Origin of the sequence: Pseudomonas sp. NPDC087336 (assembly GCF_044744285.1) — a bacterium.
Taxonomy (GTDB): Bacteria; Pseudomonadota; Gammaproteobacteria; order Pseudomonadales; family Pseudomonadaceae; genus Aquipseudomonas.
In genome coordinates, this window is sequence record NZ_JBIUYA010000027.1 from 38683 (window position 1) to 60944 (window position 22262).

Sequence of the window (22262 nt, forward strand, 5' to 3'; positions counted from 1 at the left end):
GCGGCAGAATTCAGTGCTCGATTCAACCGCGGGGGTGCGAAGTGTTGGCCACGATTGGCCCTGGCGAAAAGTTGTCTCCTCAAGGGGACATGCCTTTGGTGCGACACCCCTTAAAGTCCTCTGCAATTGCGAACCGGCTCACGCCAATAAACATAAAAAACCGGAGATGCATTGCGATGCACACACCACTCGCCGAGCCTCGCCGCTCAATTTATTTCGATTACCAGGTTTTCCCTGCCCACACCGCCAGTGTGAATGCCGACGGAGTCGAGCGTCGCCCCGTGGTCATTGTCGGCGCCGGGCCCATCGGCCTGACCACGGCCCTGGACCTGGCGCGATACGGCATCCCGTCGATCGTGCTGGAGTCAGAGCGCCAGGTCAGCGAAGGCAGCCGCGCCATCGTGTTCACTCGCCGTTCCCTGGAGATCCTGCAGCAAGTCGGTGTCGCCGAACGTGTCACGGCAGCGGGACTGGGCTGGCGCTTTGGCAACTCGTTCTACCGCAACCAGCGGGTGTTTCGCATGGAGGCGCCACAGGATCCGGACGACCGCTTCCCACCAATGACCAACCTGCAACAGCCTTGCCTGGAGCAGTTTCTGGTCGATGCCTGTCAAGCCAACCCGCTGATCGAATTGCGCTGGGGCAACAAGGTCAATGCACTGCTTCAGGCCGAGGGCTACGCGACCCTGGATATCGATACGCCGGCCGGTGAATACGTACTGGAAGCCAACTGGGTGATTGCCGCCGATGGTGCGCGCTCGGCCATTCGCAGTCTGCTCGGCCTGCAACTCGAAGGGGCGTCCTATGAAGGGCGCTTCGTGATTGCCGATATCAAGATCGACCTCGACCTGCCCACCGAGCGCCTGGCCTATTTCGACCCGCACTGGAACCCCGGCAACACCGTGCTCATGCACCGCGAGCCGGGCAATATCTGGCGCATCGACTATCAGTTGCCGCGCGACGAAACGCCAGAGCAGGCCTTGTCCGCCGACTCCCTGCGCGAGCGCATCAATGCACAGCTGGGCATCGTCGGGGTGCAAGACCCGCAATGGGAAATGGATTGGTGCTCGGTGTATTCGGCGCGAGCCCTGACCCTGCCCGAGTACATCCATGATCGCGTGATCTTCACCGGCGATGCCGCGCACCTGCTGCCCATCTTTGGTGTTCGCGGTGCCAACACCGGTTTCCAGGACTGCCACGATCTGGGCTGGAAACTGGCCCTGACCATCAAGGGCGTGGCCGGCCCTGGCCTGCTCGCCTCCTACAGCGCGGAACGGGTGGGGGCCGCGCGCGAGATCATCGCCGAAGCAGGGAAAAGCACGCGTTTCATGACCCCGCCAACCCCGGGCCATTGCCTCGTCCGGGATGCGGTATTGTCACTGTCGCTGACGCAGGAATTCGTCCGCCCGCTTTACCACTGGCGCACCTCGCGGCCCCATGACTACGTTGATTCGGCGCTCAACTGCAAGGTCGACGACAACGGTCGCTACACAAGCGGTCCACACCAGGGCGCACCGCTGCTGAACATTCGACTCGGTGATGACCAGTTCCTGTTCGACAAGCTGGGCGCGTCGTTCTACCTGTTGTACTTCACCGATGCCACTGAGATACCGAGCGATATCCAGGCCCAGGCGCAATCGCTGCGCGAGCAAGGTGTACCGCTGCAAATACTGGCCGTTGCCGGCAATCGGCAAACCGGGATCCGCGGGGCGGACGGGCTGATCGACGATCACAGCGCGCACCTGCGCAACAAATATGGCGCAATGGCGGGCAGTGCGTATCTGGTGCGTCCGGATCAACACGTTTGCGCCCGCTGGCATCAACTCAACGGCCAGGCCCTGCGCGAGGCCATCGAAACGGCCTTGGGCAATGAGTGAGGACAAGAGCATGGAACACAAGCAACTGAGCATTACCGAGATTGAAAACATCTACGACCAGCTCGCCGATGCCCTTGATCAAGCCGCTTTGGGCAAGCGCGAAATGTTCCTGGTGAAACTGGCGCTGCTGAGTGCTCACGCGCTCGGGGATGCCGAGCAATTCCTGGCGCTGACTCGCACGGCGTTGCAGGACCTGTAATCAGCATCCTTGCATTCGTGCAATTGCCGCCGGCTTGTCTGTTCAAGCCGGCGAGCCTTCCTATAACAAAAATCGGGAAGTCCCCCAATGACTCGCAGTCATAGTGTCAGCGCGACCCCCTCGGCGGTTGCGAGTGCTCAAGACCGCTACCAGCAGGTCTGTAAAAAGGTCTCGAAAAGACTGATCGGCTTTTTATTCGTCTGCTTCGTGCTGTCGTTTCTGGATCGCATCAATATCGGTTTCGCCGGCCTGACCATGATGGGCGACCTGGGCCTGAGTGGCACTCAGTTCGGCCTGGCCTCCACCTTCTTCTACATCGCTTACATTGCCTGTGGCATCCCCAGCAACATCGCCCTGGCGCGCATCGGTGCGCGCCGCTGGATCGGCAGCCTGATGATTGCCTGGGGGCTGGCGTCCACTTGCACCCTGTTCGCCACGGACGCCACCTCGCTCTACCTGCTGCGCATTCTGGTCGGGGTGACCGAAGCGGGTTTCCTGCCTGGCGTGTTGCTGTACCTGACCTTCTGGTTTCCCGCCGCCTATCGGGCCCGCGCCAATGCGCTTTTCATGATCGCGATGCCGTTTACCGCGGGTTTCAGCGCGGCATTGTCGGGGCTGATCCTGGGGTTGGATGGCACATGGGGGTTGAAGGGCTGGCAATGGCTGTTTCTGCTCGAAGGCCTGCCCTCGGTGCTGATGGGGTGCGTGGTGTTCAGTTACCTGGATGACCGTCCGCAACAGGCGAAGTGGCTCGATAGCGAAGAACAAAAACTGCTGCACCACGCACTGGAGGCGGATCGTAACGCTGCACCGGCCGCCGTCTCGGGAGATACTCGCAGTGTGTGGGCCGAACTGGTTTCACCGCCAATCCTGCTGTTCTGCCTGGTCTATTTTTGCCTGGTCAACACCCTGGCAATGATTGCGGTATGGACGCCGTTGATCGTAAAAAGCTTCAACACCGCCAACAGCAACGAGCTGATTGGCTTTCTGGCGGCGATCCCACAAGTCTGCACCATCATCCTGATGATCGTCTGGGGCCTGCATTCGGACCGTACCCGTGAGCGACGCTGGCACCTGGTGCTGCCCATGCTGCTGGCCGGGGCCGGCTGGATACTCACGGCGCTGTCGAGCGCAGCGCCCTTGCAACTGCTGGGTGTGTGCATGGCCGCCAGCGGCTCATACAGCGCCATGTCGATATTCTGGACCACGCCCGACCAGGCGTTGAGTTTCCGTGCCCGTGCCGTGGGCATCGCCGTCATCAATGCCGTGGGCAATATTGGCTCGGCGGTCAATCCGCTGGTGGTGGGCTGGTTGAAAGACCTGACCCAGAGTTTCGGCTCAGGCTTTGCCTATGCGGCTATTCTGATGATACTCGGGGCGCTGCTGGCCTTGCGCCTGCCCATTGCAACGCCAGAGGCGCCAGAGCCTGAACGCTGAAGGATGATAAAGTACCGGGCACGAGCTTTTGGCAATCACGACAAAACCTGTGCCCGACACTCAGAGAGTATTCGTCATGCAGTACTGGCCGTTACGCCCCGGCAGCAGTGAACACAGCCTCAATATTGGCCACACGGCCAATCTGCTCGCCAGGATTGGCCTGAACCGCAGCAGATTCCTGGCGGCTGATCTGCTGCAGGTCATCGGCCCCGCTGTACCGTTGGCCCAGTGCACCATCTTCGCTTATCCCAAGCGCCGTAACCCGCAGGTGTTCTCGTTCGCGGATCGGGCGCGGGAAGTGTCGCTGCCAGTGATTTCCAACAAATATGTGCAGCGCTTCTTTGGCCAGGATGGCAACCAGCTGGCCATGAGCCAGAGCAACGGCGGGCACAGCACCATCGTGCAGCGCCAGTCCATCGATGACATCACCCATGGCGAGTACCGGCGCATCTGTTACGAGCAGCCGCAGATTTCCGAGCGGGTGGCCTTGCTGACGCACTGCGAAAGTAACCGCTGGCTGTCGGTGAACTTCTACCGTGGCCGTGAGCATGGACGTTTTTCCGAACGGGAAATGAACTACCTGGAAACCATCGCACCGCTATTGATTCAGTCCGTGCGCCTGCATTACCACGCGTACCTCCAGGCCAACGAAATGCCCCTGTTGTTGGCCGAGCGGGTGATCAGGCAGCAGCACGTGGCGCTGACCGTTCGTGAGCAGGAGTTGCTGCGCCTGATGTTGAGCGGTCTCGCTGTGGAAGACATCGCCGAACAACTGGGCGTTCGTCCCGTCAGCGCCGCGACCTATGCCAAACGCCTGTACCGCAAGCTGGGCATCAATGGCCTGCGTGAATTGTTTGGGCTGGCCACTCGGGCGGAGTGGGCCTGAACCCGCTGACACGGGCCACGTTTTTTTGCGGTTCGTGGATACGCTGGCCGCTTTCCTGTTCAGTGAAGGGACTGTTGGTATCATCTACAGTTGAGCAATCAGCCAAAAAGGGGGAGGTTCATGACTTGCTTGATTTGCAACGACCCCGCAGTGGCAATTGATGTGGATGCTGACTATCTGGAAAGGGTGTGCCAAAACTGCGGACACTATCGGATCACCGGTGCGGCAATTGTTTTAATGAAAGCCCATGGCTGGCGCTTCGACGTAGCACTGACTCGCAAGTGGCTCGCGGATCAACGAGGTTCTGTAATGATTCCAACCATCGATTCGCACCAGGCGGCTCGCTTGATCGACGTTTAGCGTTTCATGGTGCTGCGGCGGTTTGGCGAAAGACGGGGTCAAGCCTCGGCGGTGGAGGGGGGGGGGGAATCGTCTAAAGTTAGGTGTTGAGCCAATGGAGGTCGATATGGAGTGCCTGATTTGCGATGAGCCTGCTTCGAACGTCGATGTGGGTGATGATTACCAGGAAAGAGCCTGCGCGAAGTGCGGCCACTATCGAATTACTCATACAGCACTAGTGTGGATGGATACCCATGGCTGGCGATTCAACGTGAAGTTGACTCGGGAATGGCTCGCACATCAACAGGGCTCGGGGCTGATCCCGACTATTGACTCGCAGCAGGCGAGCGTTCTGATCCAGGTTTAAGCTGTCGCCATCACTGCCTCGATGATCCGTTGCCCGGCTAACGGCGGCATGCGTTGCCAGCCATGTACATAGTCAGTCGGTGGTTTCCCGGTCGCTTCGAGTCAGCGGGAAACGACACAGCGGCAAGGGCCTCGCTGGTGAAGCTGAAGACTCACGTGCCGCTTTGCCCGACGCTGCGAAAGGCATTCGGTGACTGGCCAGCGAGGCGGCGAAAGAAACGTGAAAAATAAGTCGGGTCGCTGAAGCCCAGGCTGTCGGACAACTGGTTGATGCTCATGTTGGTGTAAGTCAGATTGCGCTTGGCTTCCAGCAGCAGGCGTTGGTGAATGATCTGCAGCGCGGTCTGCCCGGCCAGTTCGCGGCACAGGGTATTCAGGTGCACGCTGGAAACACCGATGCGCTGGGCGAACACTTCCACCGACAGGTGTTCGCGGTAGTGTTGCTCTACCAACTTGATGAAGTGGCTGAGCAAGTGCTGGTCGCGTTCGCCCCGATTGCTCGGCGGCGTGCTGAGTTGACGATGGCGACTGGTCCAGACCATCAGCACACTGACCAGCGAGTGCATGAGCACGTCGCGCGCCGGTGCGCTGCTTTCGTATTCCTGAAGCAGAGCGGCAAACAGGGTGTTGATATAGCGGCGATCACGCCCGACCGGGTAGCACCCGCAAGACGCCAGGACGGTCAGCGGTGCGCCCAGTTGCGACTCCAGCCGGGCCACCAGCGGCGCGGCGAGGGTGAGCACATAACCCTCGATTTTTTCCGAGAACTGAAAACCATGCACGGTCAGCGGGGGAATGACCTGGATGGCCGCTTCCAGCACGTCACTGCGCTTGCCCTCGATCTCGACCACCGCCTGGCCGCGTTGCACATAGAGCAGCTGGAACAGGTCGGCGTGACGGTGAGGCTTGATCTCCCAATGGTGCAGGCTGCTGCGTTTGGGTATGGATTCACAGTGCAGCAAGTCCGGGGTGGACCACGCCTTGTTTTCACCATACAGCTTGAAGACCGGGATGTTATTGACGCTGGTTTTCATCGTGCTCGGCGACCTTGAGAGTGGAAATGCATCGTGTGTCGAGTCGTTCGATAATCGAACCGGATTTGTAAAAGTGCAATTTTCCTCTGGAAAATCACCTTTTATTCCAGATTTTGTCAGTAAAAATGCAGGAGAGAAATATAACAACTAAATCCGGTCGCGGTTTGCCAGCGGTTGGAGCGCACATCAGAGATTAAAAATAATGAAAACTCAGGTTGCTATTATCGGCGCCGGCCCTTCCGGACTCCTGCTCGGCCAATTGCTGCATAACGCCGGCATCGACAACGTCATCCTCGAACGCCAGACACCCGATTACGTCCTCAGCCGCATTCGTGCCGGGGTGCTGGAGCAAGGCACCGTAGACCTGCTGCGCGAAGCAGGTGTATCTGAACGCATGGATGCCGAAGGCCTGGTCCACGAGGGCGTCGAGTTGCTGGTGGCCGGCAAGCGTATTCATGTCGACCTCAAGGCGCTGACCGGTGGCAAGACCGTCATGGTCTATGGGCAGACCGAAGTCACACGCGATTTGATGGAAGCCCGCAGCGCCCAGGGTGCGCCGATCATCTATTCGGTCGAAAACGTGCAGCCCCACGACATGAAGGGCGCCAACCCCTACGTCACCTACGAGAAAGATGGCCAGACCCACCGGATCGACTGCGATTACATCGCCGGGTGCGACGGCTTCCACGGTGTCGCCCGCAAGAGCATTCCCGACGAGGTTCTCACCCACTACGAGCGCGTGTATCCATTCGGCTGGCTGGGCTTGCTGTCCGACACTCCTCCGGTCAACCACGAATTGATCTATGCCCACCACGACCGTGGTTTCGTGTTGTGCAGCCAGCGCTCGCTGACCCGTAGCCGTTACTACCTGCAAGTGCCGCTGACCGACAAGGTCGAGGAGTGGTCCGATGAGCGTTTCTGGGGAGAACTCAAGGCACGCCTGCCACACGAGGTGGTGGACAAACTGGTGACCGGTCCTTCGCTGGAGAAGAGCATCGCGCCGCTGCGCAGCTACGTGGTCGAGCCGATGCAGTACGGAAAATTGTTCCTGCTCGGCGACGCCGCCCACATCGTACCGCCAACCGGCGCCAAGGGCTTGAACCTGGCCGCCTCGGACGTGTGCTACCTGTATCGCATCCTGGTCAAGGTTTACCAGGAGGGTCGTACCGACTTGTTGGAGAAATACTCCGAACTGGCATTGCGCCGTGTCTGGAAGGGTGAGCGTTTCAGTTGGTTCATGACCAACCTGCTACACGACTTCGGCGAGCACAAGGACGCGTGGGACCAGAAGATGCAGCGAGCCGACCGCGAATATTTCTTCAACTCGCATGCAGGTTTGGTCAACATTGCCGAAAACTACGTGGGGCTGCCCTACGAAGCGATCGAGTAATCCGCTTCTACATCACCCGCCGCCAGGTTGTGAAGTGAATACGCCGCGCATCGATCACAACCTGCTGATCGATGCTCGCCACGTGTTCCTGCATAGCCTGCTATTTCATCGGCTGTGGAAGGTCAGGCCGTCACACCGTTCAATCTGCCGTACTCACCTCGCTGACGTTGACCCAGCGCTGTTCCCGCGCCGCCAATCGAATCGCCGTCGCCAGCCGCTCCACTTCCAGGGCTTGCTCGAAATCGGTGCCGGCTTGTCCGCGGCCGGCCAGGGCCATGATCAACTCATGCACTTCCAGCGTCTTCAACTCGTTGTAGCCCAGCTGATGCCCCGGCGCTGGACTGAACGCGGCATACCCGGGCAGGTTCGGCCCGGCCAGTAAACGCTGGAAACCATCCTGGCCAACGCGGCACAGGCGTAACTCATTCAGACGCTCCTGATCGAATGACAGGGTCCCTTGGGTGCCACTGATCTCGAAACTCAGATGATTCTTGTAGCCGTGCTTGAGCCAACTGCTGCTGAAGGTGCCGCGCGCGCCGCTGGCGAAGCGCAGCAACGCATGGACCTGATCGTCGACGCCAATGCTGCGTTGTTCCTGGCTACCGGCGGTGGCCGGGCGCTGGCGGTGTACGGTCTGGGAATCGGCGCATACCGCTTCGACATTACCGAGCAGATAGCGCGCCATGCCCAGCAAGTGGCTGCCCAGGTCCGCCAGCGCGCCACCGGCATGTTCGGCCTCACAGCGCCATGACCAGGGGGACGCTGGATCGGCCATGAAGTCTTCGCTGAATTCGCCTTGAAAGCTGATGATCTCACCGAGACTGCCGCTCTGAATCAACTCCCGCGCCAAGCCGATGATCGGGTTGTGCTGGTAGTTGTAGCCCACACGGGTGACCACACCGGCATCCTTGGCTGCCAGGTGCATGGCGTTGGCCTGTTCAAGGCTCACCGCCAGCGGTTTTTCGCAGTACACCCCCTTGCCAGCGGCAATGGCGGCCATGGCCATGGGGTAGTGCAGGTGGTTGGGGGTGGTGATGGCGATCAAGGTGACCTTGGGGTCGTCGATCAATTGCTGCCAGTTGCCCGAACTGGGCATCGAGCACCTGGCCGGCAACCCGGTGAAAAACCTCGACCCGCAGCGACATCGATTGCAGTTGGCCGACGGCAGTTGGTTGCATTACGCCCGCCTGTTGCTCGCGACCGGGGGCAGGGCGCGGCTGCTGCCCTCGGTGCCCGGGCATCTGCCCAACGTACTTTATCTGCGCACCCATGACGAGGCCATCGCACTGCGCGATTCGCTGCGGCCAGGCGCCCGATTGGTGGTCATCGGCGGTGGCTTTATCGGCCTCGAGGTCGCCGCGACGGCCCGTGCCCTGGGTTGCACGGTGACCTTGCTCGAAGCCGGGCCGCGCCTGGCAGGTCGCGTCCTGCCGGAGCGATTGTCCAATGTCCTGCTGGAACTGCATCGCCGTCAGGGCGTGGATGTCCGGCTGAACGTGGCGATTGAAACGGTGCAGGGCGCAATCCGCGCTGAAGCGGTGCAGCTGGTCGACGGCCAGTTGTTGCCCTGCGACCTGGTCGTGGTGGGCATCGGCATGCAACCCAACACCGAGTTGGCCGTGGCCGCCGGGCTGCAAGTGGGTCAGGGCATTCGCGTCGATGCGCAGCTGCGCACCAGTGCGCCGGACATCTTTGCGGCAGGCGATGTCTGTGAATTTCCTCTGCACCCGCAAGGGGGGTTCCAGCGTCAGGAAACCTGGCGTAACGCCGAAATCCAGGGCCGTCACGCCGCGCTGAACCTGCTGGGGGGCGAGCGGCCCTTCGACGTCATTCCCGGCTTTTGGTCCGATCAGTACGACTGGGGGCTGCAAACCGTAGGCGCCATCGCCAACACTGAACCGACGGCGAGCCGGGAAACCCCGGGTGGTGGTTTCCTGTTGTTCTACCTCGATGCCGAACAACGCCTGCTAGGGGCTTGCGGCTGGGGTCAGGGCAATAGCGTGGCCAAGGACATCAAATTGTGCGAACGGCTGATCGCCAGCCAAACCGCGCTCTCCGTGGTCGCTTTAGCCGATGCCGATGTTTCGCTCAAGCATTTGTTGAGGAACTGACATGCGCGAATTCCTGGTATTTCAGTCCCTGTGGGCCATGCAGGATCACCGTGGCCAATGCGACCTTTCCCTTGAAACGCAACTGGAGAAAATCGCCGCCGCCGGTTTCGACGGGATCACCGACCATTTCTGGGTGGCACCACAGGTGGCACGCCTGAGCGCCGCGGCCAAGGCGCAAGGCCTGCAAATCGAAGGTCAGCTGTTCCCCCGGACCGTGGATGATCTGGCAGCCGCGCTCGATGTCGCCTCCCGCTACGGCTGTCACCACCTCACGTTACAGGCAGACGTCCGGCCGCGTTCGCTGGACCAAGCCATCGAGCTGATCGAAGGCTGGCAACGTCTGGCCGAGCAGGTGGACTTTCCAATCCTGTTGGAGACCCACCGTTATCGCCTCACCAGCGACCTGTTGTTCACCCTCGACATTCTCGCGCAAATGCCTGATCTCAAGCTGTTGGCCGACTTGTCCCACTACGTCGTGGGCCGGGAATTGCCTGAGTCGGCTACCCCTGAAGACGAGGAACAGATCCTTGCCATCTTGCACCACAGTTGGGGTTTTCACGGTCGGGTCGCCAACGGCGAGCAGGTCCAGGTGCCCTTGAGCTTCGCCCAGCATCGACCCTGGCTGGACCGGTTCCTGGGCTGGTGGCGCTACGGGATCGAACATTGGCTGGCCCGCCCGGATACACCCGCCAGCCTGTCCTTCACCTGCGAACTCGGTCCGCCGCCTTATGCGATCACGGGGGCTGATGGGCATGACATCACGGATCGCTGGGCAGAGGCATTGATGTTGAAGGCGCTGATGCGTGGGGTCTGGAACGATTGCCAAGTGAGATCGGCCACGTCAAAAGTTTGATTTCACTGATCAGATCATCGATTGCCGCGAGCATGGGCTTCAGTCTTCAGGGTCAGTCTCTTCTTCAGGTTTACACCGGGCAATCAGCTCTGCGAGGGTTTCGGCAATGAAGTCCGCGTTTCCGGTAATCACCGCCAGATGTTCCTCAATACGGTTGGACACTTGCGAAGCGCCGCGCTGATCAATCCAGATGCTGATCTCCTCAACGGCGCAGCTTAAGGCCATGATGTTCTGGTTGAGGCGATAGAGCAGGGCGGGGGTGGGATCGTCAGGCATGGCCGTTCCTCCAGCGGGTGGGGTCTGCTTTAGTGAAGAAAGCTTAGCAGGCAAATGTCTCGCATAACCTGGGCGAAGGATCCAACGCAAACAGCACTGTGCAGTGCATGGGTGGATCTGACCGCAAAAGAAAAAGCCCGACACTGGGTCGGGCTTTCCAATCACGTAGCCAAATCCCTTTGGCTGACTGCAGTGTGCATGGCCAGTGTGACGAAGGCGTGACGGGAGTGCGCACATCACGTGCAGGCCCGATTTTGTCTCAATGGAGAGTCTTGCGACTCTCTCCAATCCTGATCCGGTCAAGCGCCCGGTTTAATGCGTCCAAGGCATCGAGGAGGGCTTTGGCCTCAGCTTCCCTGTCATCCCCCCATAGTCGTTCAGCCATTTTGTTCAGGGCCTGGATAGCTCGTTCAATGTCCGCAGCGGTTGCTGTTGGAGTTTCTGCCTGGCGCTTCTTTGACATAGTCAAAATTTCTGTAGTAAGGGATCGACAACGCCGACGATCCGGAATTTTCGGCGCACATCCCATAAGGATAAGCTGGGTTGCTGTCTGGTGTTGCCGAATTCATCTTTGAATCTTCATGATGCCTTGCAAGGCCGCCACGTGGCATAGTTGCTAGCAAGATAAGGGGTGATTCGGTTTGTAGAGTTTGGCAAAAGGCGCTCCGGTGCCCTATGCGCAATTTAGTCAATGCAGGAAATGTAAATGAGCGATGAGATTGATATTCCAGAGCCCGAGCACGACCATCTGCTCGATCACGAATTCCACGATGAGGAACCCTGGGTTGAAGTAGACGCTCAAGGCATTCTTGACGATGAAGACGAAGAAGATGATGACCTGGACTACCTTGATTCGATTGATCAAGAAGACCAGGACGACAATATCTAACAGTTTGATGAATCCGGGATTTAAAAAAGCCCGCGCTGAGCGGGCATCTGAATGTTCCGAACCGATTCAGGCACCTGATTCAGGATCGCTCGCGGGCAAGCCGCGAGCCTCCTTGTCATTTTCGTCCTGATCGTTCATTTGTGGGGCGGCGTCAGGATCGTCGACGCGACCGCTTTGTCCTGCGACCGGATGCTCACTCGACACTGAGTCATTGGCATTCACATCTGTCATCTCTTCATCGACAGGCGCTTCATCGTCCGGCGGCAATGGCACCTCGGGCTCATCCTTCCTTGGGTCATGGCCGGTTTCGTTGTCCGTTGTTCGCGTCACGTCCTGTTGCGACCTGTTGCCCAGTGCATTCTCGTCAATGTCCATGCTGGTTCTCCGTTCTGATGCGCGGGATGTCCGTGCCTGTACATGAGAGATCGCGGCGCATTGCGAGTGCCGGGCTTTGGACGAACGGCGAGTCTGGTCTAGACCGGAAGGCTTTCAACGCTCCCAATCGAAACCCGGCTCAGGATCAATCGGCGGGTAGCACTGCAGGGTTGCGAGATCCAGCAGTGTGAAATGACCGTCCATCCAGCCGCCTGTGTCGATGTGGTACACGTTGCCCAGCACTACAGCTTGCTTAAGTGGTGTATGGCCGACCACCAGGGCGCGAAGTCCTTCGACGCCGCCGGTATCACCGGCGAGAATCCGGGTGCGTGACCACATGCAGCGCAGCTGCACGAGTCGCAGCTGCTTGTCGCTTTCAGGTGATTGGAGTTCGGTGCGCAGTTGATCCCATGATGGCACGGGGCAATCGGCGTGGATGATCCCGACCAATCCGCCAGGCGTCTCGATCTCGATGGCAATCGGCAGCTCAGTGAACTGCAGCGCGAACGCTTGTTGCTCGAACGGCGAAAGTTGGGTGAACCATGACCCGCCGTTGCAGATCCAGCTGACGATGTCGCACGTGTCGAAGTGGACCACGAAGTCGTCATGGTTGCCGCACACCGGGTGAAACCATGACTTGGCAAGCCAGCCCAGGGTGCCTCGGCACTCGGGTCCACGATCGATCAGATCTCCGACACTGAACAGGCGGTCGACGACAGGATCGAAACCGGCCGCATCCAGTGCGGCCTGCAATCGGGTGAAGTGACCGTGAATGTCACCTACCGCGAAATCCCGACCAGCGGTGTTTGCAGCGAAGCGCTGGATGCGCGGCACCTCGATGGTTGCGATCATGGGGCACTCCGGTACGGCAGAAGGCGTTGCTTTTGTTACTGGTCGATCACCGCTTAAGCATGCGCCAGGGGTGTGGCCCATGTCACAGATGTTTCTTGAAATGTTGCCATGGCTTCGCCTCGAAGCGTCTACATTCCAAGGGATACTCCCTTTCTGAGAGAACGGATATGTTCAGAAAACGCTCGTTGATTGCCGCTATTGCCTGTGTTGCATTGGTTTCTGGCTCCGCGCCGGCATTGGCCGATCCAGGTAATGGCAAGGGGCAGGGAAATGCAAAGGGCAATTCGCCAAACAGCCAGGAGCATGGCAACCAGGGCAGCAAAGGAAAGCATTCAGGAGGCGGTGATTGGGATAATGGTCCAAGCATCAATCGGGGAAGCATTATTGGCATTGTCGATGGGCATCGGGACTACTGGAGCCCCGGACCTGCGTTACCACCCGGTATTCAAAAGAACCTTGCCCGAGGTAAACCGCTTCCGCCGGGGATTGCCAAAAAGCTCGATGGCCGGCTGATCGGCAGTCTGCCTCATTATGACGGGTATGAATGGCAGCAGGCGGGCACCGACTTGATATTGGTGGCGATCGCTACCGGTCTTATCTATGAAGTGCTCAACGGCGCTTTCGATTGATGATGACTGGGGGCATTCCGTCCGTCGTCGGAGTTGAACTGTCAGGGGGGTTACGCGTCGTAAGGAATGCGAAATCAACCCTCACGGAAGCTATCATGCTTTTTAAAAACAAGAGTCTCGTAGCTGTAATGTCATTTGCCATGATGCTTGCAGCCGCCCCGTTACTCCCTGCTGACCTGTCCATCATGAACGCCGCCTATGCGAAAGAAGGTGGTGGTGGTGGTGGTGGTGGTGGTGGCGGAAATGGCGGTGGCCATGGCGGCGGAAGCGGTGGTGGTCATGGCGGCGGTAATGGTGGCGGTCACAGCGGTTCCGGTCACTCTGGCAGTAACGGCCGCGGCGAGGGTTTGAGCAGTGATCATGCCGGCAAGTCGGTTCGCGACCACGGCATAAGTGGCAACCATTACGGCAGTGATCGTAATAGTGACAAGGGTCACGGCACCACGACTTCAGGCATTGCCCAGTCCAAAGATACGCGCGGCCTGGATAAGGCCAGGGCTATTTCAACGTCGACGCCGGGCGATCACAACTCGAAGGGATTGAGTAAAGCCGGCGCGCCAAAAAAATCCCATTGAGCGGAAACGGCCAGGCAAGCGACTTTTTAGCGGCCAGGCTTTCCAAAAAAATCCCGGAGACGTCTGTTTCCGGGATTTTTTTTTGTAATGCAGATCGGTAAGCGTTTTACCCAGCGTCCTCGAGGATCAGCAATAAGCAGCTAGTCTTCACCTTGGTGTTGCAGGCTCCTGTCGTGTGGACAGGAGGCTGCTTTCCAACGCAGGAGCGCAGCGTATGTCCAGAATCCTCATTTTGATGTTCGCCGGCATGGTCATTTGCGCCAGCCAGGCAATGGCGGACACCCTCAAGATCGGCGTCATCGGCTCCGGTAACGTCGGCGGTACGCTGGGTACGCTCTGGGTAAAGGCCGGGCACTCGGTCATGTTTTCCTCACGCCACCCCGAGGAGCTGACGGATCTGGTCAAGAGCGCCGGCCCCAACGCCCAGGCGGGCTCGGTGATTGATGCCGCGGCATGGGGCGATGTGATCGTGTTGAGTGTTCCCTATGGCGCGATGCCAGAGTTGTCCGAGCAGCTCCAGGGCAAGCTGGACGGCAAGGTGGTGTTGAGTACCAGCAACCCGTTCAGCGGCCGTGACGCAGAGGTCGGGCGCAAGGCGCTGGAGATGGGCGTCGCCTCGGCGGACCAGCAATATCTGCCCGGCATACGCCTGGTGCGGGCGTTCAACGCCATAGGCTATGCATCGATGAAAGACCAGTCCGGTAAAGACCAGGCGATTGCGGTTTTCGCTGACGACGCCCAGGCCCGGGACATCGGCGCACGGTTGGTGCGCGACGCCGGGTTTTTACCGGTTATTTTCCCGCTGGCGCGAGCCAATGAAGGTTTACCGGGCGGCCCGCTCAGCGGCCTTTGGAACGAAGACGAACTCAAGCGCAGGCTGGACCCTTAGGAGGAAACACCATGGCTCCCGCAAACCTGTTGGCCCTTGCCTGGGGAGTGTTCTTTTGCACGACAGCGTTCGGCCAAGGGGCGGCAGACACCGATCACCCACCGGCAATACTGCCACTGGAATCCGAGACGGCCCCAAGACTCATTGCCTATGCGCCGCTTGCCGAGCCGCTCGCCCGCGGCGTCGTCATTATCCAGTATCGAACAGAGCACGCCAGGATCATGCCGGTATTCGGTAAGGCAGCTGCCGATGTGTCCCCACGCCTGGGTCACCTTCACGTGACCGTCGACGACTGGAAGGGTACATGGGCGCACACCAGTGAAGACCCGATCATCCTGGTCGGACTGACGCCCGGCACCCACAAGGTACTGCTCGAAGTGGCTGACCCGACGCACAAGATCCTCACCAGCACGACAGTGAGTTTTACGGTTCCGGACAAGCAACTCGCTGCCACCCCTCACACTGACGATGGTCATGCGGTAAAACCGTAATCGTCGACGGGTTACTCGCGTACGTTCTGGTACAGCATCAACCGCGAGGTTTCATGCATGGCGCGGGTCAACCGTGACAGTCGCTTGAACTCCTCGGGGTTTTGCTCGGCGACGTTGTCCAGCGGCGTCGCAGAGGCCAGGTCATGCAGGGTTGGCGAGCTGCCGTCGTGCTCCATCTGCACCATGTAGTGTTGCGTCACACCGGCAATCAGCGGGAAGGTGCCTTCACGCAACACCAGTGGCACCACACGTTCGCCTTCGGGCGCGGGCTGCTGGATATCGCGGCCCATGCCGCTGTTGCGAAACTCCAGGCCGGCCATTCCCGCTACGGTTGGCAGCAGGTCCACCAGGCCGACGGCTTCCTCGACCTTGCGCGTTCCGATCAGGCCTGGCGCGTGGATGATCATCGGTACCGCGTTGCTTTCCAGGCCCAGTTGCTCGTAGGCCGGTGCGAGGAAGGGGATCTGGGCGATACGGGTGTTGTGGTCGCCAAACAGCACGAAAATGGTGTTTTCGTACCAGCCGCCGGCCTTGGCAATTTCCATCAGGCGTCCGATGTTGAAGTCCAGCAGGCGCACGGCGTTGTATTGCTCGACACTGCGCGAGCCTGCGGCCTGGACCTGTTCCAGGGTAGGGTGCTTGACCTCGAAACCGTCATTGCTCTTTGGAATCGTGAAGGGGCGATGGTTGCCGGCCGTTTGCACGTAGGCGAAGAACGGTTTGTCCTTGGGCAGCGCTTGCAGGATCTGGTCGGTTTCCTTGAACAGGTCCAGGTCCGAGATGCCCCACACATCCACCACCGGTGATTTCCAGTCGCGCTCGTCGAACAGGCGAACGCCGTCGATGCTTTGCCGGATCAGGGCATTCATGTTGGCCCAGCCGGAGTTGCCGCCAATGGTGTAGATCTTGTCGTAGCCGGTGAAGGCATTGATCAGCGTGTTCTGCCGGGTGATCAATGGGTTGCGCGTCGCGGTTTCCTGTCGGGTGACGTCAGGTACCCCGGTAATGCTGGCCCAGACGGTTTTGGCCGTCCCCGTAACCGGCACATAGAAGTGCTTGAAGAACCAGCTCTGCGTGGCCAGGCGATCGATATTGGGCGTTGGATTGATCGGGTTGCCATAGGCCCCGACAGCGCTGGTGCCCAGCGACTCAAGCATGACGAACATCACGTTCGGTGGCCGCGAGCCGTTGATCTTGTAGGGTTGTGGCGCCTGGTGGCGGACGAAGTCGAGGGTTTGCGGATCAGGTTTGTCGACGCCCAGATAGTGGGCCATGACCGCGTAATGTTCGCGCACCTGTGCTTCGTCATAGCGCGACTGGCCGACCTTGACGGTGTCGTAGAAAAAAATCACCGGGTTCAGGCCCAGCGCGGCGATCTGGTTATTGCCCGAGAAGAACGCATCGCTCCAGCGCAGCGGCACGGGATTTTCCAGGTTCAGGTGTTCGACACGACCCAGGATACCCAGCAGCACCAGCACCACCATCACCGCACCGCCCCATGTCGCGGAGAGCGGGTGAGTGGTTTGGCGCGGGCGGTCCAGCGTGACGCGTTCCAGACGCACCAGGGCCAGTGTCACCAACGCGACGGTGGCCAGCCAGCCCAGTGAGATCCAGATGACCGGGTAGGTTTGCCAGACCATGTCACGGGATATTTGCGCATCCTCGATGAAGCGCAACACCGTGGCGTTGATCCTCACCCCGAGGTAGGCGTAGTGGCCAAAATCGATGATGTAGATCAGCAGCACAGCGCTGAGGGCGGCGACCAGGTACAGGCGGGCGATGCCGCGCAGGAAGCGGCTGCCGACAAGGTTCCAGCGCGGGATCCAGGCTAGCAACGCCAGCGGCAGCATCACCAGGATGGCCAGGCGCAAGTCGAACCGAAAGCCGATGCCCAGGGTTGTCAGCACATGTTCGTCGCCCAGGGCTTTGGCGTCGAAACCGGAAAAGCCGAAAAAGAACACCACCCGCAGCAGTGCAATCAGCACAAAGGCGATCGCTGTTGCGCCCAGCCAGTAATGCAGACGTCTCGACTTCAGCCAGCCCATGCCAGTTTCCTTAATAAGATTTTGTTGAATTTCAAGCGCCGCGCAGGGCGGTGAGCCGGCGATACGCCCAACGCGCCCCTAGTATCAGCAGCGTCAGACAGCAATACAGCCCCAGCAACGGATCGACCAGGTAATCCCAATAGTTGTGGGAAGGCTTGATTCCGACGATGAAGGCCAGGGTCGCACAGGTCAGCATCACCACGGCCAGGTAATGGCGCAGGTAGAACAGGCCCAGCGTCATCAGTGCGACGAACAACAACAGGGGGCGCGGGCTGTAGCCTCTCCGGTAAGGGTCCAGGTCACTCAGGCCCAGGGTTGCCGGGTAAAGCACCAGCGCCAGCGCGGCGAAGAGGATCAATACGCTGGTTTGACCCTGCCGCTCAGGCGGCAACACACCCAGCCTGCGCAAACACCCCCATGCCATGAACACCAATGAGGTGATCGCAAGGTCATCGATATGGCTGCGCAGGTAAGCGGCCAGCGACAACCCGCCCAGCGGTATGAAGCTGGCGGCCAGCAAGGCAAGCAGCAGTACGATGCGCCAGCCCCTGTTCAGGCCAAAAGACGGCAGTAACAGGAAGATGATCATCGCGAAGCTGGCATGGGCCTGCCACAGGTTAATCATTGGAGACGCTCGGACAGCCAGGCATCGTTGAATGTGACGTGTTTGATGAAGGTGTTGTTCCAGGAATACACCAGGTGATACATGCCGTCGGGACTGCGGATGAAGTAGGGGTATTCATATTCGAACTCACATTCCTGGCTTTTACACACACGTTTGTCGAGGTTGGCCAGGAATTGCGCTTCCAGCGCCTGGCGCAGCTTGCCACTGGAACCACGGAACTGTTTGCCGATGATTTCCTTGTAGACCAGGGGAGTGTACGGATCGCCCTCCGGATCCGGTGATTTGTCCAGGTCGTGCAACAGGCGCCAGTCGTCCATTTTCGCATCGGTGACATACAGGCTCAGCTTGAAGCGCCCCTCCTGCAGGTCATTGAGTGCCACCAGCAAGCCGTGTTCGGGCGTTGCAACGGCCGCCAGCGAGGAATTGGGGTTCGAAGGAACCAGCGGATAGGGTTCGCTCCAGTTTTGCCCGGCGTCTTCGGTGCGGCTCGCCAGGACCCGGTGATAGGTGTCACCGGCATAACGCAACAAGGCGATGCCGCGCTGGCCATCCAGCGGAACGATCGCCGGTTGCAATGAATTATTGCCGTGGCTGATGCGGAATTTATCGATCACATCACCGTCTGCGCTCAAGTACAGGTACTCGGCAAACTTGCCGAGGAATTCGTGGTAGACGGGCAGCCCGATGGAGCCGTCGGCATGGAACAGCGGTGCCGACCGGACCAGGGTGCTGATGTTCAGGAAAGGTGAAGTGATCAATTGGCGCGGCGCCGACCAATGCCCGCCAAAGTCGTCTGAAACCATCACATTGACCGCGCTACCGGCCCAGCCGCCCATGGATACGGAAACGTAGAACAGCCACAAGCGGTTGTCCGGTGCGAGGGCAATGACCGGGTTGCCCAGTTTGCGGATGTACTTTCGCGTGCTTTGCTGGGTCGAGTCCCGGGTCGCCATGACCTGTTCCTCCCCCCACTCGCCGGTACTCAGGTTGAAACGGGCGGAACGCACCTGCACATCGGCTGCGCCTTCGCGGGTGCCAGCGAACCAGACCGCCATCAGGCTCCCGTCAGGCAAGGCAGTGACCGCCGCGGAATGCACGAAATCCACCAGCCCGGAGGAGGCGAAACGGCTGGTATAGATGGGCTTGGCTTCCTTGTCCGCCACAGCCGAGGCCGGATTGATCAGGGCAAAGGGCGAATGCTCGGGGGCCGGGTGGGTGATCCATGCAGCCGCGAACAGGCAAACCAGGGCAAAGTAGATGCCGAATGCAGGAATGCCGGGAAATTTGATGCGCATGATTGAGCCTTTGGCATTTCAAGGCCCATTAGAACACTCAACCCCATACCTTAGTACATTATTGGATTGTAAGAATTTTTGTTACGCAGGCTGTTGTCTGCAAGTTGAGTGAGCGCTCCAAGGGCGATTTTTTTCAGGGTCGAAAAAGCCCGCGCCACGCGCACACCTGCCTGTTGTATTTGCCAACGGAATCATTGGGTTACTGAATGGTCATAGACAGGGTTTCAACGCCGTGGGGGATTTCCACCGGCCGAAACCCTCTCACACCCGAACCTTCAGGATGCTCAAATGAAACGCGCAGTAATGATGACCCTGGCCCTTTCCAGCCTGCTCTTGCTGGGAGGCTGCGGACCTCACTGGGAAGACGGAGAAAGGTACGGTCGATATCACGACCATGATCATCGCCGTGGCTATGACCGCGATGATGATCGAGGGTATGACCATCGATATGATCGTCGTGACGATGATCGCGACAACCGTCGTTATCGCGATCGCGCCGACCGGGACGACTGATACATCCGGGGTCTTTTGAAAGAGGGGTAGGGGTCGATCAGCTCCCCGACTTGCTACCTCTCTGGTTGTCGCCGTCATCTTCCGACGCTGCGTCTTTCTTTATGGCGTGCGCATCGGCACCGGCGTTTGAACCCGCCGCTTCCTCACCTTTTTTATCGGCCTTTTCCTCGTTGGATTCAGGTTGGTTGAGGCCGGGAAGTGCCGAAGGTGGAATCGTTGCATCCTCGGTGGTTTTCTCGCTGGCCTGCACGTAAAGCGGCGAGGCCGACAGCAAGCCCGTAAGCATGAGGGTGGCAAGGGTTATGTTCATCGTTTGAGTCTTCCGTGCGAGGGGATGTACTGCATTGGAAGAGCGGCGTGAAGGATGGTGCGCTGTGGCGGACGAGCGGCAGGTTTGAGACAAGCCGGTGTGCGCCGCGAACCGTCACTTTTTCGGCGATTTGTTGCCGGGCGGGATGTGCAGGTAGGACATCACGCTTTCGGTCAGTTCGGTCGCCAGCTTGACAGCTTCCTTGTTGCGAGCCATCACGCCCGCCACCAATCCTTCGATCAGGGCGAGTACGGCGATGTTGGAGCTGGTCAACACCGGATGGTCGGCCGGGGCGAACAGCACGTGTTCGGCAATGGCGGTGAGCGGGGAGGCGGGTGAGTCGGTGATCGCCAATACCGAGGCGCCGCGCGCGGTGGCGAAACGTGCGAGTTGCAGGGTATCGAGGGAGTAGCGCGGCAGGGAGATCGCCAGCAGTACGTCCTGATCGGTGATGGCGGCCAGCCGGTAAGCGGCGTTTTCGTTGCCGCCCTCCATGCTGATGGCGGTAGCGTCTGCACAGAAGGGCATCAAGGTCGAGGCGGCAAGACCGGCGAAGTAGACACTATTGCCAAAGCCCAGGATGTAGATTTTTCGCGCTTCGGTCAGGCGCGTGACAAACGCCTCGAAGGTCTCGGCATGGTTGTTGGTCGCGGCCGTGGCGAGGTTGCTGCTGGCGCTGTGGATTTGCTCATGCAGGCCAAATGCGCCCCCCGGTCGATGCGCCAGTTCGTTGCGCAGTTTGTCGACCGGGGACACCATCTGCTGCAAGGTCGCCACCAGTTCGGCCTTCATGCCGGTGTAACCACCCAGGTTCAGCGCCTTGGCCAGGCGATTGACCGCGGCGGGCGAGGTGGAGGTTTCTTGAGCCATTTCTTCGATGGTCAGCGTCGCGGCCCTGAGCGGGTGACGCAGGACAAAGTCCGCCACCTTGCGCAGTGACGGCGGTAGATCGGAAACGATTTCCGCCAGTTTGCGCATCACTGGCGCGGCATAGACCGTGGTGTCTTTCGAAGGGGTCGGCATATCCGGCTCAACATGTCCTGATGGTTAGAGAAGGGGCGCGCGCAACCCCCTGTAGGAGCGAGGCTTGCCCGCGAAGAACGATGACGCGCAATACCTGAAACACCGCGGCGTTCCCTTCGCGGGCAAGCCTCGCTCCTACAGGTATGCGTTCGCGAGTGTATCCGAAGCTGACCCTAGAGGTGCAGCGCCTGCCCAAGAGTCGGTGCGCGCAGATGGCTTATTTCAAGCTTCCAGCCAGAAACTGCTGGAGGCGTTCGGACTGCGGTTTGACCAGCACCTCGCGCGGGTCGCCACGTTCCTCGACCTGGCCCTTGTGCAGGAACACCAACTGGTTCGACACCTCGCGGGCAAAGCCCATTTCGTGGGTCACGACCACCATGGTCCGGCCTTCCAGTGCCAGGTCCTGCATGACCTTCAGCACTTCGCCGACCAGTTCGGGGTCGAGTGCCGAAGTGGGTTCGTCGAACAGCATCACCTCCGGTTCCATGGCCAGTGCCCGGGCAATCGCCACGCGCTGTTGCTCACCGCCGGACATATGCGCCGGCCAGGCGTCCATGCGGTGTGCCACGCCGACCTTGTTCAGGTAGTGCTCGGCCTTTTCCCGCGCTTCTTTCCTGTTGATGCCCAGCACCTGCACCGGCGCTTCCATGACGTTTTCAAGGGCACTCATGTGCGACCAGAGATTGAAGTGCTGGAACACCATGGATAACCGCGAACGCATGCGTTGCAGTTGTTTGGGTTCGGCAGCCTTGAGCCCGCCGAGCTTGTTGCTCACCAGCTTGAGTTGTTCGCCATTGAGCACGATGTTGCCGGCGTTGGGCTGCTCCAGCAGGTTGATGCACCGCAGGAAGGTGCTTTTGCCCGAGCCGCTGGAGCCGATGATGCTGATGACGTCACCGGCTTTCGCCTCCAGGGACACGCCCTTGAGCACTTCGTGGCTGCCGTAGCTTTTGTGCAGATTCTTTATTTCTAGCTTGTACATG

Annotated in this window: 26 protein-coding genes and 2 pseudogenes; 15 read left to right on the forward strand and 13 right to left on the reverse strand. The window is 59.6% G+C overall.

The window, feature by feature from the left end:
* The first annotated feature begins 176 nt into the window (after positions 1-176).
* The 6 genes from ACIO0C_RS23695 to ACIO0C_RS23720 all read left to right on the forward strand — a co-directional run bounded on the left by ACIO0C_RS23695 (position 177) and on the right by ACIO0C_RS23720 (position 5105).
* Entirely contained in the window at positions 177-1877 is a 1701-nt protein-coding gene (locus tag ACIO0C_RS23695; RefSeq protein WP_401315633.1) for an FAD-dependent monooxygenase, read from the forward strand.
* A 10-nt stretch (positions 1878-1887) separates the two neighbouring features.
* Positions 1888-2076, forward strand: a complete 189-nt coding sequence (locus tag ACIO0C_RS23700) for a DUF2783 domain-containing protein (RefSeq protein ID WP_401315634.1) — start codon at positions 1888-1890, stop codon at positions 2074-2076.
* Positions 2077-2163: 87 nt separating this feature from the next.
* Positions 2164-3513, forward strand: a complete 1350-nt coding sequence (locus tag ACIO0C_RS23705; RefSeq protein WP_401315635.1) for an MFS transporter — start codon at positions 2164-2166, stop codon at positions 3511-3513.
* Positions 3514-3589: 76 nt separating this feature from the next.
* Positions 3590-4399, forward strand: a complete 810-nt coding sequence (locus ACIO0C_RS23710; protein ID WP_401315636.1) for a helix-turn-helix transcriptional regulator — start codon at positions 3590-3592, stop codon at positions 4397-4399.
* Between the two features lie 120 nt (positions 4400-4519).
* Positions 4520-4759: a hypothetical protein gene (locus tag ACIO0C_RS23715; RefSeq protein ID WP_401315637.1), complete on the forward strand. Its 240-nt coding sequence runs from the start codon at positions 4520-4522 to the stop codon at positions 4757-4759.
* Positions 4760-4865: 106 nt separating this feature from the next.
* Complete coding sequence (locus ACIO0C_RS23720; RefSeq protein ID WP_401315638.1) at positions 4866-5105, forward strand: hypothetical protein; 240 nt, start codon at positions 4866-4868, stop codon at positions 5103-5105.
* On the opposite strand, the pseudogene ACIO0C_RS23725 reads toward ACIO0C_RS23720, so the two are convergent.
* Both ACIO0C_RS23725 and ACIO0C_RS23730 read right to left on the reverse strand, forming a co-directional pair.
* Positions 5102-5241: pseudogene (locus ACIO0C_RS23725) on the reverse strand (DNA cytosine methyltransferase); the annotation flags it as partial. The gene ACIO0C_RS23720 and the pseudogene ACIO0C_RS23725 sit on opposite strands and share 4 nt — an antisense overlap.
* 15 nt (positions 5242-5256) lie before the next feature.
* Positions 5257-6138, reverse strand: a complete 882-nt coding sequence (locus ACIO0C_RS23730; protein WP_401315639.1) for a helix-turn-helix domain-containing protein — start codon at positions 6136-6138, stop codon at positions 5257-5259.
* A 202-nt stretch (positions 6139-6340) separates the two neighbouring features.
* Between ACIO0C_RS23730 and pobA the strand changes: the two genes are divergently transcribed.
* Positions 6341-7528 carry a 4-hydroxybenzoate 3-monooxygenase gene (pobA, locus tag ACIO0C_RS23735; protein WP_401315641.1) on the forward strand — a complete coding sequence of 396 codons (1188 nt, stop codon included), beginning with the start codon at positions 6341-6343 and terminating at the stop codon, positions 7526-7528.
* Between the two features lie 139 nt (positions 7529-7667).
* Here the strand turns inward: pobA and ACIO0C_RS23740 are convergent.
* A pseudogene (locus ACIO0C_RS23740) lies at positions 7668-8609 on the reverse strand (Gfo/Idh/MocA family protein); the annotation flags it as partial.
* Between ACIO0C_RS23740 and ACIO0C_RS23745 the strand changes: the two are divergent.
* Together ACIO0C_RS23745 and ACIO0C_RS23750 are read left to right on the forward strand one after the other, a co-directional pair.
* The gene (locus ACIO0C_RS23745; RefSeq protein WP_401315642.1) at positions 8563-9639 is read left to right on the forward strand and encodes an NAD(P)/FAD-dependent oxidoreductase; all 1077 of its coding nucleotides are present in this window, start codon (positions 8563-8565) and stop codon (positions 9637-9639) included. The pseudogene ACIO0C_RS23740 and the gene ACIO0C_RS23745 overlap by 47 nt on opposite strands.
* Before the next feature lies 1 nt (position 9640).
* Positions 9641-10492, forward strand: coding sequence for a sugar phosphate isomerase/epimerase family protein (locus ACIO0C_RS23750; protein ID WP_401315644.1), 852 nt, complete (start codon positions 9641-9643; stop codon positions 10490-10492).
* A 39-nt stretch (positions 10493-10531) separates the two neighbouring features.
* Here the strand turns inward: ACIO0C_RS23750 and ACIO0C_RS23755 are convergent, their stop codons facing one another.
* On the reverse strand, positions 10532-10768 hold the full coding sequence (locus ACIO0C_RS23755; RefSeq protein ID WP_401315645.1) for a hypothetical protein: 237 nt from the start codon (positions 10766-10768) through the stop codon (positions 10532-10534).
* A gap of 259 nt (positions 10769-11027) precedes the next feature.
* The gene (locus tag ACIO0C_RS23760; RefSeq protein ID WP_401315646.1) at positions 11028-11231 is read right to left on the reverse strand and encodes a hypothetical protein; all 204 of its coding nucleotides are present in this window, start codon (positions 11229-11231) and stop codon (positions 11028-11030) included.
* A 243-nt stretch (positions 11232-11474) separates the two neighbouring features.
* Between ACIO0C_RS23760 and ACIO0C_RS23765 the strand changes: the two genes are divergently transcribed.
* Positions 11475-11657: a hypothetical protein gene (locus ACIO0C_RS23765; protein WP_401315647.1), complete on the forward strand. Its 183-nt coding sequence runs from the start codon at positions 11475-11477 to the stop codon at positions 11655-11657.
* 66 nt (positions 11658-11723) lie between these two features.
* Here ACIO0C_RS23765 and ACIO0C_RS23770 read toward each other — a convergent pair whose 3' ends face one another.
* Both ACIO0C_RS23770 and ACIO0C_RS23775 read right to left on the reverse strand, forming a co-directional pair.
* Positions 11724-12032 (reverse strand): hypothetical protein, encoded by a 309-nt coding sequence (locus ACIO0C_RS23770; protein WP_401315648.1) that lies wholly within the window; start codon positions 12030-12032, stop codon positions 11724-11726.
* 114 nt (positions 12033-12146) lie between these two features.
* The gene (locus tag ACIO0C_RS23775; RefSeq protein ID WP_401315650.1) at positions 12147-12884 is read right to left on the reverse strand and encodes a metallophosphoesterase; all 738 of its coding nucleotides are present in this window, start codon (positions 12882-12884) and stop codon (positions 12147-12149) included.
* Between the two features lie 167 nt (positions 12885-13051).
* Between ACIO0C_RS23775 and ACIO0C_RS23780 the strand changes: the two genes are divergently transcribed.
* From ACIO0C_RS23780 to ACIO0C_RS23795, 4 genes are all read left to right on the forward strand, one after another.
* Positions 13052-13513 (forward strand): anti-virulence regulator CigR family protein, encoded by a 462-nt coding sequence (locus ACIO0C_RS23780; protein WP_401315652.1) that lies wholly within the window; start codon positions 13052-13054, stop codon positions 13511-13513.
* Positions 13514-13608: 95 nt separating this feature from the next.
* Positions 13609-14088, forward strand: a complete 480-nt coding sequence (locus ACIO0C_RS23785) for a hypothetical protein (RefSeq protein WP_401315654.1) — start codon at positions 13609-13611, stop codon at positions 14086-14088.
* Between the two features lie 214 nt (positions 14089-14302).
* Positions 14303-14977: an NADPH-dependent F420 reductase gene (locus ACIO0C_RS23790; protein WP_401315655.1), complete on the forward strand. Its 675-nt coding sequence runs from the start codon at positions 14303-14305 to the stop codon at positions 14975-14977.
* A gap of 11 nt (positions 14978-14988) precedes the next feature.
* A complete protein-coding gene (locus ACIO0C_RS23795) occupies positions 14989-15468 on the forward strand; it encodes a DUF6130 family protein (RefSeq protein WP_401315656.1) in 480 nt (159 codons plus the stop codon).
* Positions 15469-15479: 11 nt separating this feature from the next.
* Here the strand turns inward: ACIO0C_RS23795 and ACIO0C_RS23800 are convergent, their stop codons facing one another.
* Genes ACIO0C_RS23800 through ACIO0C_RS23810 form a run of 3 tightly spaced genes read right to left on the reverse strand, consistent with a single transcriptional unit; the run spans position 15480 to position 19433 of the window.
* Positions 15480-17513 (reverse strand): LTA synthase family protein, encoded by a 2034-nt coding sequence (locus ACIO0C_RS23800; protein WP_401315657.1) that lies wholly within the window; start codon positions 17511-17513, stop codon positions 15480-15482.
* A 31-nt stretch (positions 17514-17544) separates the two neighbouring features.
* Complete coding sequence (locus ACIO0C_RS23805) at positions 17545-18138, reverse strand: hypothetical protein (protein WP_401315658.1); 594 nt, start codon at positions 18136-18138, stop codon at positions 17545-17547.
* Entirely contained in the window at positions 18135-19433 is a 1299-nt protein-coding gene (locus ACIO0C_RS23810) for an exo-alpha-sialidase (protein WP_401315659.1), read from the reverse strand. The genes ACIO0C_RS23805 and ACIO0C_RS23810 overlap by 4 nt, the downstream gene beginning before the upstream one ends.
* 288 nt (positions 19434-19721) lie before the next feature.
* On the opposite strand from ACIO0C_RS23810, the gene ACIO0C_RS23815 reads away from it, so the two are divergent.
* Positions 19722-19946, forward strand: a complete 225-nt coding sequence (locus ACIO0C_RS23815) for a hypothetical protein (RefSeq protein ID WP_401315660.1) — start codon at positions 19722-19724, stop codon at positions 19944-19946.
* Positions 19947-19983: 37 nt separating this feature from the next.
* On the opposite strand, the gene ACIO0C_RS23820 is transcribed toward ACIO0C_RS23815, so the two are convergent.
* The 3 genes from ACIO0C_RS23820 to ACIO0C_RS23830 all read right to left on the reverse strand — a co-directional run bounded on the left by ACIO0C_RS23820 (position 19984) and on the right by ACIO0C_RS23830 (position 22261).
* Positions 19984-20256, reverse strand: coding sequence for a hypothetical protein (locus tag ACIO0C_RS23820; protein WP_401315662.1), 273 nt, complete (start codon positions 20254-20256; stop codon positions 19984-19986).
* A gap of 114 nt (positions 20257-20370) precedes the next feature.
* A complete protein-coding gene (locus tag ACIO0C_RS23825; RefSeq protein ID WP_401315664.1) occupies positions 20371-21279 on the reverse strand; it encodes a MurR/RpiR family transcriptional regulator in 909 nt (302 codons plus the stop codon).
* A gap of 217 nt (positions 21280-21496) precedes the next feature.
* Positions 21497-22261: an ABC transporter ATP-binding protein gene (locus ACIO0C_RS23830; protein ID WP_248687618.1), complete on the reverse strand. Its 765-nt coding sequence runs from the start codon at positions 22259-22261 to the stop codon at positions 21497-21499.
* Between the last annotated feature and the right edge of the window lies 1 nt (position 22262).

Coding starts and splice junctions, on each gene's coding strand:
- ACIO0C_RS23695 (WP_401315633.1), top strand. CDS start 177: ATGCACACACCACTCGCCGAGCCTCGCCGCTCAATTTATTTCGATTAC.
- ACIO0C_RS23700 (WP_401315634.1), top strand. CDS start 1,888: ATGGAACACAAGCAACTGAGCATTACCGAGATTGAAAACATCTACGAC.
- ACIO0C_RS23705 (WP_401315635.1), top strand. CDS start 2,164: ATGACTCGCAGTCATAGTGTCAGCGCGACCCCCTCGGCGGTTGCGAGT.
- ACIO0C_RS23710 (WP_401315636.1), top strand. CDS start 3,590: ATGCAGTACTGGCCGTTACGCCCCGGCAGCAGTGAACACAGCCTCAAT.
- ACIO0C_RS23715 (WP_401315637.1), top strand. CDS start 4,520: ATGACTTGCTTGATTTGCAACGACCCCGCAGTGGCAATTGATGTGGAT.
- ACIO0C_RS23720 (WP_401315638.1), top strand. CDS start 4,866: ATGGAGTGCCTGATTTGCGATGAGCCTGCTTCGAACGTCGATGTGGGT.
- ACIO0C_RS23730 (WP_401315639.1), bottom strand. CDS start 6,138: ATGAAAACCAGCGTCAATAACATCCCGGTCTTCAAGCTGTATGGTGAA.
- pobA (WP_401315641.1), top strand. CDS start 6,341: ATGAAAACTCAGGTTGCTATTATCGGCGCCGGCCCTTCCGGACTCCTG.
- ACIO0C_RS23745 (WP_401315642.1), top strand. CDS start 8,563: ATGGCGATCAAGGTGACCTTGGGGTCGTCGATCAATTGCTGCCAGTTG.
- ACIO0C_RS23750 (WP_401315644.1), top strand. CDS start 9,641: ATGCGCGAATTCCTGGTATTTCAGTCCCTGTGGGCCATGCAGGATCAC.
- ACIO0C_RS23755 (WP_401315645.1), bottom strand. CDS start 10,768: ATGCCTGACGATCCCACCCCCGCCCTGCTCTATCGCCTCAACCAGAAC.
- ACIO0C_RS23760 (WP_401315646.1), bottom strand. CDS start 11,231: ATGTCAAAGAAGCGCCAGGCAGAAACTCCAACAGCAACCGCTGCGGAC.
- ACIO0C_RS23765 (WP_401315647.1), top strand. CDS start 11,475: ATGAGCGATGAGATTGATATTCCAGAGCCCGAGCACGACCATCTGCTC.
- ACIO0C_RS23770 (WP_401315648.1), bottom strand. CDS start 12,032: ATGGACATTGACGAGAATGCACTGGGCAACAGGTCGCAACAGGACGTG.
- ACIO0C_RS23775 (WP_401315650.1), bottom strand. CDS start 12,884: ATGATCGCAACCATCGAGGTGCCGCGCATCCAGCGCTTCGCTGCAAAC.
- ACIO0C_RS23780 (WP_401315652.1), top strand. CDS start 13,052: ATGTTCAGAAAACGCTCGTTGATTGCCGCTATTGCCTGTGTTGCATTG.
- ACIO0C_RS23785 (WP_401315654.1), top strand. CDS start 13,609: ATGCTTTTTAAAAACAAGAGTCTCGTAGCTGTAATGTCATTTGCCATG.
- ACIO0C_RS23790 (WP_401315655.1), top strand. CDS start 14,303: ATGTCCAGAATCCTCATTTTGATGTTCGCCGGCATGGTCATTTGCGCC.
- ACIO0C_RS23795 (WP_401315656.1), top strand. CDS start 14,989: ATGGCTCCCGCAAACCTGTTGGCCCTTGCCTGGGGAGTGTTCTTTTGC.
- ACIO0C_RS23800 (WP_401315657.1), bottom strand. CDS start 17,513: ATGGGCTGGCTGAAGTCGAGACGTCTGCATTACTGGCTGGGCGCAACA.
- ACIO0C_RS23805 (WP_401315658.1), bottom strand. CDS start 18,138: ATGATTAACCTGTGGCAGGCCCATGCCAGCTTCGCGATGATCATCTTC.
- ACIO0C_RS23810 (WP_401315659.1), bottom strand. CDS start 19,433: ATGCGCATCAAATTTCCCGGCATTCCTGCATTCGGCATCTACTTTGCC.
- ACIO0C_RS23815 (WP_401315660.1), top strand. CDS start 19,722: ATGAAACGCGCAGTAATGATGACCCTGGCCCTTTCCAGCCTGCTCTTG.
- ACIO0C_RS23820 (WP_401315662.1), bottom strand. CDS start 20,256: ATGAACATAACCCTTGCCACCCTCATGCTTACGGGCTTGCTGTCGGCC.
- ACIO0C_RS23825 (WP_401315664.1), bottom strand. CDS start 21,279: ATGCCGACCCCTTCGAAAGACACCACGGTCTATGCCGCGCCAGTGATG.
- ACIO0C_RS23830 (WP_248687618.1), bottom strand. CDS start 22,261: ATGTACAAGCTAGAAATAAAGAATCTGCACAAAAGCTACGGCAGCCAC.